Annotated in this window: 11 protein-coding genes and 1 tRNA gene; 9 read left to right on the forward strand and 3 right to left on the reverse strand. The window is 56.1% G+C overall.

Translation table 11 applies throughout. The features are described 5' to 3' along the window. The first annotated feature begins 8 nt into the window (after window positions 1-8). A tRNA-Trp gene (locus tag ENTHG_RS22570) sits at window positions 9-84 on the forward strand. Between the two features lie 92 nt (window positions 85-176). On the opposite strand, the gene hdfR is transcribed toward ENTHG_RS22570, so the two are convergent. Next, window positions 177-1022, reverse strand: coding sequence for an HTH-type transcriptional regulator HdfR (gene hdfR, locus ENTHG_RS22575; protein WP_425325311.1), 846 nt, complete (start codon window positions 1020-1022; stop codon window positions 177-179). Between the two features lie 94 nt (window positions 1023-1116). Here hdfR and ENTHG_RS22580 point away from each other — a divergent pair, with 94 nt between their 5' ends. Continuing rightward, window positions 1117-1455 carry a MaoP family protein gene (locus ENTHG_RS22580; protein WP_044185592.1) on the forward strand — a complete coding sequence of 113 codons (339 nt, stop codon included), beginning with the start codon at window positions 1117-1119 and terminating at the stop codon, window positions 1453-1455. 25 nt (window positions 1456-1480) lie between these two features. Here ENTHG_RS22580 and ENTHG_RS22585 read toward each other — a convergent pair whose 3' ends face one another. Next, window positions 1481-3007 carry a YifB family Mg chelatase-like AAA ATPase gene (locus ENTHG_RS22585; protein ID WP_044185596.1) on the reverse strand — a complete coding sequence of 509 codons (1527 nt, stop codon included), beginning with the start codon at window positions 3005-3007 and terminating at the stop codon, window positions 1481-1483. 340 nt (window positions 3008-3347) lie between these two features. On the opposite strand from ENTHG_RS22585, the gene ilvL reads away from it, so the two are divergent. The 6 genes from ilvL (at window position 3348) to ilvA (ending at window position 9895) form a co-directional block, all read left to right on the forward strand. Further along, the gene (gene ilvL / locus ENTHG_RS24560; protein ID WP_001311244.1) at window positions 3348-3446 is read left to right on the forward strand and encodes an ilv operon leader peptide; all 99 of its coding nucleotides are present in this window, start codon (window positions 3348-3350) and stop codon (window positions 3444-3446) included. Between the two features lie 138 nt (window positions 3447-3584). After that, a complete protein-coding gene (ilvG, locus tag ENTHG_RS22590) occupies window positions 3585-5231 on the forward strand; it encodes an acetolactate synthase 2 catalytic subunit (protein ID WP_044185599.1) in 1647 nt (548 codons plus the stop codon). Further along, window positions 5228-5491 carry an acetolactate synthase 2 small subunit gene (gene ilvM / locus ENTHG_RS22595; RefSeq protein WP_044185603.1) on the forward strand — a complete coding sequence of 88 codons (264 nt, stop codon included), beginning with the start codon at window positions 5228-5230 and terminating at the stop codon, window positions 5489-5491. The genes ilvG and ilvM overlap by 4 nt, the downstream gene beginning before the upstream one ends. A gap of 16 nt (window positions 5492-5507) precedes the next feature. Further along, window positions 5508-6437: a branched-chain amino acid transaminase gene (locus tag ENTHG_RS22600; RefSeq protein WP_044185607.1), complete on the forward strand. Its 930-nt coding sequence runs from the start codon at window positions 5508-5510 to the stop codon at window positions 6435-6437. Window positions 6438-6497: 60 nt separating this feature from the next. Next, window positions 6498-8348, forward strand: coding sequence for a dihydroxy-acid dehydratase (ilvD, locus tag ENTHG_RS22605; RefSeq protein WP_044185612.1), 1851 nt, complete (start codon window positions 6498-6500; stop codon window positions 8346-8348). Between the two features lie 2 nt (window positions 8349-8350). Next, entirely contained in the window at window positions 8351-9895 is a 1545-nt protein-coding gene (ilvA, locus tag ENTHG_RS22610) for a threonine ammonia-lyase, biosynthetic (protein WP_044185615.1), read from the forward strand. Here the strand turns inward: ilvA and ilvY are convergent. After that, on the reverse strand, window positions 9892-10782 hold the full coding sequence (gene ilvY, locus ENTHG_RS22615) for an HTH-type transcriptional activator IlvY (RefSeq protein ID WP_044185617.1): 891 nt from the start codon (window positions 10780-10782) through the stop codon (window positions 9892-9894). The genes ilvA and ilvY overlap by 4 nt on opposite strands. 153 nt (window positions 10783-10935) lie before the next feature. Here ilvY and ilvC point away from each other — a divergent pair, with 153 nt between their 5' ends. Next, a complete protein-coding gene (gene ilvC / locus ENTHG_RS22620) occupies window positions 10936-12411 on the forward strand; it encodes a ketol-acid reductoisomerase (RefSeq protein ID WP_044185620.1) in 1476 nt (491 codons plus the stop codon). The last annotated feature ends 23 nt before the right edge of the window (window positions 12412-12434 follow it).

Below are 12434 nucleotides of genomic sequence, written 5' to 3' on the forward strand. Positions count from 1 at the left end.
CCCTAATTAGGGGCGTAGTTCAATTGGTAGAGCACCGGTCTCCAAAACCGGGTGTTGGGGGTTCGAGTCCCTCCGCCCCTGCCAGAAAATAATCCTTAGCATCTGCTAAGGATTTTTTTTGCCTCGTCACCAGCTCCAGGCTTTTCTGACGATCATACCTGACGGTATGACGCCCCTCACTCGACAACCTTCACTTTCAAAAGATCGCGGATTTGGCTCTGCTTGTCGCTGTTCTGTAACCAGATGGCATACAGCGGACGCGAAAGTGTGACGCCATCAGCGACGCTGAACAGCCCTGTTCTTTCCTCTGCCCATGAAGCAGGAAGCCATGCGCAGCCATTCAGCAGCGCCAGTTGTCGACAGGCTACTTCTGCTGAACTGGTCGTCAGAACGGGGATATCGTCACTGGCAATAAGTTCGACTTCATGCTGCTGAAAATCCGGTCCCCACTCCAGCCGCAGGTAAGAGAGCTGAGATTTCGACCGTTCAGGCGCTGAACAGTAAAGTCCGAGGGTAAAATGGCCGAGCAGCTGGCTGCTAAATTCGTCCATTTTTGGTGTTTCAGTCGTAATCAACAGATCCAACTGCCGCTCATGCAGCTGTTTAACCAGCGATTGTCTCTGCGCTATGCGCGCTTCAAATTGCAGGTTTTTTTGCGTTTGATAAAGCTGCCCTAGCCAGTCGCTGAGCATACATTCCCAAAGCAACGCGCTGGCACCGATTGAAAACTGATTATGGCGCGACGTATGCGATACCTCCTTACGCGCTGCCTGCCATGTGTTCATCAGCGTTTCAGCGTAGGGAAGGAGCTTTTCGCCCGCAGCCGTCAGGCGAATATTATTGCGATGACGAGTAAAAAGGTTTACGCCGAGCTGGTTTTCCAACTGACGGATACGAAAGCTGACCGCTGACTGCGTCAGATAGAGCGCCTCGGCGGCGCGACCGAAGTGACGAGTCCGACTGACTTCCAGGAAAGTTTTTAACAATTCCGTATCCACAGGTTTCTCCGTAAAATTATTTATCGTAATGATTTAAATGTTTTGTTTTACACTCTGTCAAGCGTAACTAATACTCCGCGCCATAAATAGCTCGGCCAAAGAATTAGGAGCGTGCAGGATGGCGGAAAGCTTTACGACGACTAATCGTTTTTTTGACAACAAACATTACCCACGCGGGTTTTCCCGTCACGGTGATTTCACTATCAAAGAAGCTCAACTGCTTGAGCGCCATGGTTATGCTTTTAACGAGCTGGATCTCGGCAAGCGTGAACCTTCTACTGATGAGGAACTCCAGTTTGTTGCGGTATGCCGTGGCGAACGCGAGCCTAATACAGAAGCAGAACGCGTCTGGTCTAAGTATATGGCACGGATTAAACGTCCGAAGCGCTTTCACACTCTTTCTGGCGGAAAACCGCAGATGGAAGGGAGTGAGGATTACACAGAATCCGATGATTAAAGAAAAGGGGCCCCGGCCCCTTTTTTTATCCCAGCAGCTTCTGTAAATGGATTAATAACCTGTCGATAGCCCGATAGCCGAGCGCCTCCTGTAAATGTTCACGCCGGATCGTGTTCTCCCCGGCTAAATCCGCCAGCGTACGGGAAACTTTAAGCAAGCGCTGCCAGGCGCGAACGGAAAGACCAAGCTGCGCCAGCGTGGCCTCCAGCCACTCTCCATCCTGCTGACTTAACACACAGAAACGCTTCATTTCGTTATTTTCCAGCAATGCGTTAAGTTTGCCCTGACGCTGATATTGCCGCTCATGGGCAGCGATAACCCGTTCACGCACCGAAACGCTGCTTTCGCTCTGATGCTGTTTCTGGCTAAGCAGGCCTGGGGGTAAAAGAGGGATTTCGAGCGATAAATCAAACCGGTCGAGAAACGGGCCGGATAACCTGCCCAAATAGCGCAATGTCTGCTCCGGCGTACTCCGGTTATGGTTGCCCTGATAATGCCCTGTAGGGCTGGGATTCATTGCCGCAATGAGCTGAAAGCGCGCAGGATAGGTCACTTTCGCACGGGTACGCGAGATATGAATCTGCCCTGATTCGATGGGTTCACGTAATGCATCCAGCACACGGCGCTCAAATTCTGGCAGTTCATCGAGAAACAAGACGCCATTATGCGCCAGTGAAATCTCGCCAGGCCCAGGTATTGAGCCACCACCGACCATGGCGGTAAGCGAAGCGCTGTGGTGCGGAGCGCGAAAGGGACGCTGTCGCCATTGGCGTATCAAGCCTGAGGTGTTGACCAGGCTAAGAATTGCCGCGCTCTCTAGCGCCTCCTGATTGGTTAACGGCGGCAGCAACGGGCCTAACCGGCTGGCAAGCATGGTTTTACCGGTGCCTGGCGGGCCAATCAGCAGTAAGTTGTGTCCTCCCGCCGCCGTTATCTCCAACGCCCTTTTTCCCTGTTCCTGACCAATGACATCGCTTAAATCATTCTGCGCTACGTCCTGGCCGATACCGGGGTCATCAGCCGACGGGGAGGACAAACTATGCTTACCCTCAAGAAAGGCGCAAACTTCCTGCAGATGATGCGCGATAAGGCACGCCTGCGTACCCATCAAACCGACTTCTGCTTCATTCTCCTGCGCGACGATAATTCGCCGTCCTGCTTTAATACTCTCCATTGCACTGGAAATCGCCCCCGGAACGCCACGCAGCGCGCCTGTAAGCGCCAGTTCGCCTACAAACTCAAACTGGTTAAGGTGGCTAGCCGTCAGCTGCTCTGAGGCAGCGAGAAGGGCGATTGCGATAGGTAAATCATATCTCCCCCCTTCCTTTGGCAGATCTGCAGGCGCAAGGTTAATCGTGATCTTTTTCGCGGGGAATTCATATCCGCTATTTATAATTGCGCTACGTACACGGTCCCGCGCTTCTTTCACTGTGGTCTCCGGCAGGCCAACCATAGTCAGACCAGGCAGGCCATTACTGATGTGGACTTCCACGGTGATCAGCGGGGCGCTGACGCCCAACGCCGCACGCGTATAAATGACTGACAATGCCATAACACCTCCTTGTGCATTGCCAGTATGCCTCGCTTAACAAAGAGAAGGGTTCCGGCGATGCGATGTTTGCGTACACGCTTCCACTCTTTTTTCGCTTTTTCACCCCGCTCCGAATTTTTTCCGACGCGCTTCGCAACGTTGCAAACAAGGAGAAAAAACGTTAGCGACCGCAAAAAAGTGAAATTATTTCATCCTTAATTTTCTGTATGTAAAACAATGGTTTTTATCGAAACTATTTGACGGGAAACTATTTGGGTCATAAAAAAATCTTGTGCCTGACGCCTTATCTGTGATAACTCTTTAGGCATTCCTTCGAACTTGAAGCAAGAAAGTACAGAAAATGACAGCCCTTCTACGAGTGATTAGCCTGGTCGTGATTAGCGTGGTGGTGATTATTATCCCACCGTGCGGGGCTGCACTTGGACGAGGAAAGGCTTAAAAATCAAGCCTTAACGAACTAAGACCCCCGCACCGAAAGGTCCGGGGGTTTTTTATGACCTAAAAACATAAATGAGGAGCAGAGAATGACAACCAGCATAAAACTCTGTTTCTGCCAGTTTACGACGGGGAACTAACTATGAATGGAGCTCAATGGGTTGTACATGCGTTGCGAGCGCAGCAGGTTGAAACTGTCTTCGGTTATCCTGGCGGTGCCATCATGCCGTTATATGACGCATTGTATGACGGCGGCGTAGAGCATCTCTTATGCCGACATGAGCAGGGCGCGGCAATGGCGGCCATCGGTTATGCCCGCGCAACCGGTAAAACCGGCGTCTGCATCGCCACTTCAGGGCCGGGCGCGACCAACCTGATCACCGGCCTTGCTGATGCGCTGCTGGACTCTGTTCCCGTCGTCGCTATCACCGGCCAGGTCGCCGCGCCGTTCATTGGGACCGATGCGTTTCAGGAAGTGGACGTTCTTGGTTTGTCGCTGGCCTGCACCAAACACAGTTTTCTGGTGCAGTCTCTGGATGAGCTGCCGCGCGTTATCGCCGAGGCTTTTCAGGTGGCAAACTCAGGCCGTCCAGGCCCGGTTCTGGTGGATATTCCTAAAGATATCCAACTGGCGGCTGGCGAACTGGAACCGCATTTTTCTACCGTGGATGAGTCCTGGGACTTCCCCGAAGAGGCAATGGCGCAGGCGCGCCAGATGCTGGCCCAGGCTGAAAAGCCCATGTTATACGTTGGCGGCGGCGTCGGCATGGCCCGCGCCGTACCGTCGCTGCGTGAGTTTCTCTCTGTCACCCGCATGCCTGCAACCTGCACGCTGAAAGGCCTTGGCGCAGTAGAGGCTGATTATCCCTGGTATCTCGGCATGTTAGGCATGCACGGTACGAAAGCCGCTAACCTTGCAGTTCAGGAGTGCGACCTGCTGATTGCGGTAGGCGCGCGTTTTGACGACCGCGTCACCGGCAAGCTGAACACCTTTGCGCCGGATGCGAAAGTTATTCATCTGGATATCGATCCTGCTGAACTGAACAAACTGCGTCAGGCGCACGTCGCGTTGCAGGGGGATTTAAACGCGTTGCTGCCCGCCTTGCAGCAGCCGCTTGATATCGACCCGTGGCGTCAGCATAACGCCGGGCTGCGTGACCAGCACGCGTGGCGTTACGATCACCCCGGCGACTCTATCTTCGCGCCGCTGTTGTTAAAACAGCTCTCCGAGCGTAAGCCAGCGGAAAGCGTGGTGACGACGGATGTCGGCCAGCATCAAATGTGGTCGGCGCAGCATATGACCTATACCCGCCCGGAAAATTTCATCACCTCAAGCGGGCTTGGCACTATGGGCTTCGGCCTGCCAGCGGCGGTGGGTGCGCAGGTGGCGCGCCCGAACGATACCGTTATCTGTATCTCCGGTGATGGCTCCTTCATGATGAACGTACAGGAGCTGGGCACCGTAAAACGCAGGCAGTTACCGCTGAAAATAGTGTTACTCGATAACCAGCGGTTAGGGATGGTTCGCCAGTGGCAACAGCTTTTCTTCAACGCGCGTTACAGCGAAACGACCCTCAATGACAACCCCGATTTCCTCACGCTGGCCAGCGCCTTCGGTATTCCCGGCCAGCACATCACCCGTAAAGACCAGGTTGAAGCGGCACTGGACGCCATGCTTAACAGCGAAGGACCTTACCTGCTTCATGTCTCAATCGATGAACTTGAGAATGTCTGGCCGTTGGTGCCGCCCGGCGCCAGTAATGCAGAAATGCTGGAGAAATTATCATGATGCAACATCAGGTCGCCGTGCAGGCTCGCTTCAACCCGGAAACATTAGAGCGCGTATTACGCGTAGTGCGTCACCGTGGCTTTCAGGTTTGCTCCATGAATATGGAGACCGCCACCGACGCGCAGAATATAAATATCGAATTGACCGTTGCCAGCCCTCGCCCCGTCGAATTACTGTTTAGCCAGCTAAGTAAACTGGTCGACGTCGCCCGGGTTGATATCCAGCAATGTACAACATCATCACAACAGATCCGCGCCTGAGCGCAAAGGAAGAGAAATGACGACGAAAAAAGCTGATTACATTTGGTTCAATGGCGAGATGGTTCCCTGGGGCGAGGCAAAAGTACACGTGATGTCCCACGCCCTGCACTATGGCACCTCCGTTTTTGAAGGCATCCGCTGCTACGATTCTCACAAAGGGCCCGTGGTGTTCCGTCATCGTGAACATATGCAGCGTCTGCGTGATTCAGCCAAAATCTATCGTTTTCCGGTATCTCAAAGTGTTGATGAGCTGATGGAAGCCTGCCGCGAAGTGATCCGCAAAAATAACCTGACCAGCGCCTACATCCGTCCGCTGGTGTTTGTGGGTGATGTGGGTATGGGCGTTAACCCGCCAGAGGGCTACACCACCGACGTTATCATCGCCGCGTTCCCATGGGGCGCCTATCTGGGCGCAGAAGCGCTTGAGCAGGGGATCGATGCAATGGTGTCGTCCTGGAACCGCGCTGCGCCGAACACCATTCCAACGGCGGCCAAAGCGGGCGGTAACTATCTCTCCTCACTGCTGGTGGGCAGCGAAGCGCGTCGTCATGGCTACCAGGAAGGTATTGCGCTGGATGTGAACGGTTATATCTCCGAAGGCGCGGGTGAAAACCTGTTCGAAGTTAAAGATGGCGTACTGTTTACCCCGCCGTTTACCTCCTCCGCGCTGCCGGGCATTACCCGCGACGCCATCATCAAACTGGCGAAAGATCTGGGCATTGAAGTGCGTGAGCAGGTGCTGTCCCGTGAATCCCTCTACCTGGCCGATGAAGTATTTATGTCCGGCACCGCGGCGGAAATCACGCCGGTTCGCAGCGTAGATGGCATTCAGGTAGGCGAAGGCCGCTGCGGCCCGGTTACCAAACGCATCCAGCAGGCCTTCTTTGGCCTCTTTACCGGTGAAACCGAAGATAAATACGGCTGGTTGGATCCGGTTAGTAAGTAATTAAAAATGAGACGGCACGCACCGTCTCATTTACTAAACAAAGATGGGAGTAAACAGAGCATGCCTAAGTACCGTTCCGCCACCACCACACATGGCCGTAATATGGCTGGAGCCCGCGCGCTGTGGCGCGCCACCGGAATGACCGATGCCGATTTTGGTAAACCCATTATCGCCGTGGTCAACTCTTTTACCCAGTTCGTGCCGGGCCACGTCCACCTGCGCGACCTTGGTAAACTGGTTGCCGAGCAAATTGAAGCCGCTGGCGGCGTGGCGAAAGAGTTCAACACTATCGCGGTGGATGACGGCATCGCGATGGGGCATGGGGGCATGCTCTATTCACTGCCGTCGCGCGAACTGATCGCCGACTCAGTGGAGTATATGGTTAACGCCCACTGTGCGGATGCGATGGTTTGCATCTCCAACTGCGACAAGATCACCCCAGGGATGCTGATGGCCTCTCTGCGCCTTAATATCCCGGTTATTTTTGTCTCCGGCGGCCCGATGGAAGCGGGGAAAACCAAGCTTTCCGATAAGATCATCAAGCTCGATCTGGTTGACGCGATGATTCAGGGCGCGGACCCGAAAGTGTCCGACGATCAAAGTAACCAGGTGGAACGTTCCGCCTGCCCGACCTGCGGTTCCTGCTCCGGTATGTTTACCGCTAACTCCATGAACTGCCTGACCGAAGCGCTGGGGCTGTCCCAGCCGGGTAACGGCTCGCTGCTGGCGACCCATGCCGACCGTAAGCAGCTGTTCCTGAACGCGGGTTCGCGCATCGTAGAGTTAACCAAACGTTATTACGAACAGGATGATGCCTCTGCGCTGCCGCGCAACATCGCCAGTAAGGCGGCGTTTGAGAACGCCATGACGCTGGATATCGCCATGGGCGGCTCCACCAACACCGTTCTGCACCTGCTGGCGGCGGCGCAGGAAGCGGAAATCGACTTCACCATGAGCGATATCGATAAGCTGTCCCGCAAAGTGCCGCAGCTGTGTAAGGTTGCGCCGAGTACCCAGAAATACCATATGGAAGACGTCCACCGCGCAGGCGGCGTGCTGGGGATTTTAGGCGAGCTGGATCGCGCCGGGCTGCTCAATCGTGACGTCAAGAACGTGCTTGGCCTGACGCTGCCGCAGACCCTGGAACAGTATGACGTGATGCTAACCCAGGATGAGGCGGTGAAAAAGATGTTCCGCGCCGGGCCGGCGGGCATTCGCACCACCAAAGCCTTCTCGCAGGACTGCCGCTGGGATTCGCTGGATGACGATCGTGCCGAAGGCTGTATCCGCTCGCTGGAGCACGCCTACAGCAAAGACGGCGGCCTGGCGGTACTGTACGGTAACTTCGCGGAAAACGGCTGTATCGTTAAAACCGCTGGCGTGGACGACAGCATCCTGAAATTCACCGGTCCGGCGAAGGTTTACGAAAGCCAGGATGACGCGGTGGAAGCTATTCTCGGCGGCAAAGTAGTGGAAGGCGATGTGGTGGTCATTCGCTATGAAGGGCCGAAAGGCGGGCCGGGCATGCAGGAGATGCTTTATCCAACCAGCTTCCTGAAATCAATGGGGCTGGGTAAAGCCTGTGCGCTGATCACCGATGGCCGTTTCTCCGGCGGGACTTCCGGTCTCTCTATTGGTCACGTTTCGCCAGAAGCGGCAAGCGGCGGCAATATCGCCCTGATTGAAGATGGCGACATCATCGCTATCGACATTCCTAACCGCGGTATTCAGCTCCAGGTGAGCGATGCGGAACTTGCCGCGCGCCGTGAAGCGCAGGAAGCGCGTGGCGATCGTGCGTGGACGCCAAAAGCCCGCGATCGTCAGGTCTCCTTCGCCCTGCGCGCTTACGCCAGCCTGGCGACCAGCGCGGATAAAGGCGCAGTGCGCGATAAATCAAAACTTGGGGGTTGATAATGGCCGAGTCACAACCCCTCTCCGCCGCCCCCGAGGGGGCGGAGTATCTGCGGGCGATACTGCGCGCGCCGGTCTATGAGGCCGTGCAGGTCACGCCGCTGCAAAAGATGGAAAAGCTCTCGTCCCGTCTGGATAACGTTATTCTGGTAAAACGTGAGGACAGGCAGCCTGTACACAGCTTTAAGCTACGCGGCGCTTACGCCATGATGGCGGGCTTAACCGAAGAACAAAAGGCGCGCGGCGTGATTACCGCTTCGGCGGGTAATCACGCTCAGGGCGTGGCGTTTTCGTCGGCGCGTCTGGGGGTGAAGGCGCTGATCGTGATGCCGCTGGCGACGGCGGACATCAAAGTTGATGCTGTGCGCGGTTTCGGCGGCGAGGTGTTGCTGCACGGCGCTAACTTCGATGAAGCAAAGACGAAAGCCGTTGAGCTGGCGCAGCAGCAGGGTTTTACCTGGGTGCCGCCGTTCGACCATCCGATGGTGATTGCCGGCCAGGGGACGCTGGCGCTGGAGCTGCTGCAACAGGATGCCCATCTTGACCGGGTATTCGTGCCGGTTGGCGGCGGCGGGCTGGCGGCGGGCGTGGCGGTACTGATTAAACAGCTGATGCCGCAAATCAAAGTCATCGCCGTAGAAGCGGAAGACTCCGCCTGCCTGAAAGCGGCGCTGGACGCCGGCCATCCTGTGGATTTACCGCGGGTAGGTCTGTTTGCCGAAGGCGTGGCGGTGAAACGCATTGGCGACGAAACTTTTCGTTTGTGCCAGGAGTACCTCGACGACATTATCACCGTCGACAGCGACGCCATTTGCGCGGCGATGAAAGACCTGTTTGAAGATGTGCGCGCGGTGGCTGAACCGTCCGGCGCGCTGGCGCTGGCAGGCATGAAGAAGTACATCGCTCAGCACAATATTCGCGGCGAGCGGCTGGCGCATATTCTCTCCGGGGCTAACGTCAACTTCCATGGCCTGCGCTATGTTTCTGAGCGCTGTGAACTGGGCGAACAGCGCGAAGCGCTGCTGGCGGTGACCATTCCGGAAGAGAAGGGCAGCTTCCTGAAGTTCTGTCAGCTGCTGGGCGGCCGTTCGGTGACCGAGTTTAACTACCGCTTCGCCGATGCCAAAGACGCCTGCATTTTTGTCGGCGTGCGTCTGAGCCGTGGGCTGGAGGAGCGTAAAGAGATCCTGAGCCTGCTGCGTGACGGCGGCTATAGCGTGGTGGATCTTTCCGATGACGAAATGGCGAAACTGCACGTGCGCTATATGGTCGGCGGACGCCCGTCAAAACCGTTGCAGGAGCGGCTGTATAGCTTCGAATTCCCGGAATCGCCGGGTGCGTTACTCAAATTTTTGTATACGCTCGGCACCCACTGGAATATCTCGCTGTTCCACTACCGTAGCCACGGCACCGACTATGGCCGCGTGCTGGCGGCATTCGAGCTGGGCGATCACGAGCCGGATTTCGAAACGCGTCTTCACGAGCTGGGTTATGACTGCCACGATGAGAGCAACAACCCGGCGTTCCGCTTCTTCCTGGCGGGTTAAGGATTGGGCAGGATCTGCCAGAACGCCTCAATAAGCGGCTCATGCAGCCGCTTTTTTTGTACGCAGACGCCCAGCTCAAACGGCGTTTTCTCGTCGCTACGCTCTAGTATCATCACGCGGTTGCGCACCGGTTCCGGGCTGTTTTCCAGCACCACCTCCGGCAGCAGGGCCACGCCGCAGCCGAGCGCTACCATAGAAACCATCGCCTCATGGCCGCCAACGGTGGCATAAATCAATGGGTTACTGATTTTCTGACGGCGAAACCACAGTTCTATGCGGCGGCGCACCGGCCCCTGATCGGCCATGATAAACGGCACCGTTGACCAGTCCGGCTTCTCAACCGAGATCTGATTGCGCACCGGACAGGGCAGGGCAGGCGCGATCAGCACCACCGCCAGATTCTCCAGCATTGAAAAGGCCACCGCGCCCGGCAGCGTCTCCGGCTTCCCGGCGATAGCCAGATCGGCTTCATTCGTTACCACCTTATCCATCGCGTCAGCGGCGTCGCCGGTGGTCAGCTTAATCTCCACCGAAGGATGCTCCGCCCGGAAGCGATCGAGAATCGGCGGCAGGTGGCTGTAAGCCGCAGTGACCGAACAGAAGATATGCAGTTCGCCGGATAGCGACGGCCCCTGCTGGTCGATGGTGTGGCGCAGCTGCTGATATTGCAGCAGCGTCTGCTGGGCAAAAGTGCGTAGCTCTTCGCCCGCCTCGGTAAGCGTTACCGTGCGGTTATCACGCACAAATAGCGGCTGGCCGAGATCCTCTTCCAGGCGTTGAATCTGCCGGGAAAGCGTGGAGGGGCTGACGTGCATCGCCCGCGCGCTGCGGCCAAAGTGGCGGCTTTCCGCCAGATGCAGGAAGGTTTTCAGATCGCGTAAATCCACAGGACGCACTCCACGCTTTTACATTGCAGAAATTGCAACATGACGTTGTGAATATATCAATTTCCGCAATAAATTTCCTGTTGTAATGTGGGTACATTCTCGCTGAAAAGCGAACCGCATAATAAGCACGACACATCATCACGAGGAATCACCATGGCTAACTACTTTAATACACTGAACCTGCGCCAGCAGCTGGCACAGCTGGGCAAATGCCGCTTTATGGGCCGCGAAGAATTTGCCGACGGCGCAAGCTACCTTCAGGGTAAAAAAGTGGTCATCGTCGGCTGCGGCGCGCAGGGCCTGAACCAGGGCCTGAACATGCGTGATTCCGGGCTGGATATCTCCTATGCCCTGCGTAAAGAAGCGATTGCCGAGAAGCGCGCTTCATGGCGTAAAGCGACCGAAAACGGTTTTAAAGTAGGCACCTACGAAGAGCTGATCCCGCAGGCTGACCTGGTAGTTAACCTGACGCCGGACAAACAGCACTCTGACGTGGTGCGTTCCGTACAGCCGCTGATGAAAGACGGCGCGGCGCTGGGCTACTCCCACGGCTTCAACATCGTAGAAGTGGGCGAGCAGATCCGTAAAGACATCACCGTCGTGATGGTAGCGCCGAAGTGCCCGGGCACCGAAGTGCGCGAAGAGTACAAACGTGGTTTCGGCGTGCCGACCCTGATCGCCGTTCACCCGGAAAACGACCCGAAAGGTGAAGGCATGGCGATTGCCAAAGCCTGGGCTGCGGCCACCGGCGGTCACCGCGCGGGCGTGCTGGAATCCTCTTTCGTAGCGGAAGTGAAATCTGACCTGATGGGCGAGCAGACCATCCTCTGCGGCATGCTGCAGGCCGGTTCTCTGCTGTGCTTCGATAAGCTGGTGGAAGAAGGCACCGACCCGGCTTACGCTGAGAAACTGATTCAGTTCGGCTGGGAAACCATCACCGAAGCGCTGAAGCAGGGCGGCATCACCCTGATGATGGACCGTCTGTCTAACCCGGCGAAGCTGCGTGCTTACGCGCTGTCCGAACAGCTGAAAGAGATTATGGCGCCGCTGTTCCAGAAACATATGGACGACATCATCTCCGGCGAGTTCTCCTCCGGCATGATGGCCGACTGGGCCAACGACGATAAAAAACTGCTGACCTGGCGCGAAGAGACCGGCAAAACCGCCTTCGAAACCGCACCGCAGTTTGAAGGTAAAATCGGCGAGCAGGAGTACTTTGACAAAGGCGTGCTGATGATCGCGATGGTGAAAGCAGGCGTTGAGCTGGCGTTCGAAACCATGGTCGATTCCGGCATTATCGAAGAGTCCGCCTATTACGAGTCTCTGCACGAGCTGCCGCTGATTGCGAACACAATCGCCCGTAAGCGCCTGTACGAAATGAACGTGGTTATCTCCGATACCGCTGAATACGGTAACTACCTGTTCTCTTATGCCTGCGTACCGCTGTTGAAAACGTTCATGACTGAAATTCAACCGGGCGACCTGGGCCAGGCGATTGCCGAAGGCGCGGTAGACAACGCTCAGCTGCGTGACGTGAACGAAGCGATTCGCAGCCATGCGATTGAGCAGGTGGGTAAGAAACTGCGCGGCTATATGACGGATATGAAGCGTATCGCCGTCGCGGGCTAATTCCTCGTCGTCTTTCGACTTGC

Source organism: Phytobacter massiliensis JC163, from assembly GCF_000321045.1.
In the GTDB taxonomy this organism is placed as follows: domain Bacteria; phylum Pseudomonadota; class Gammaproteobacteria; order Enterobacterales; family Enterobacteriaceae; genus Phytobacter_A; species Phytobacter_A massiliensis.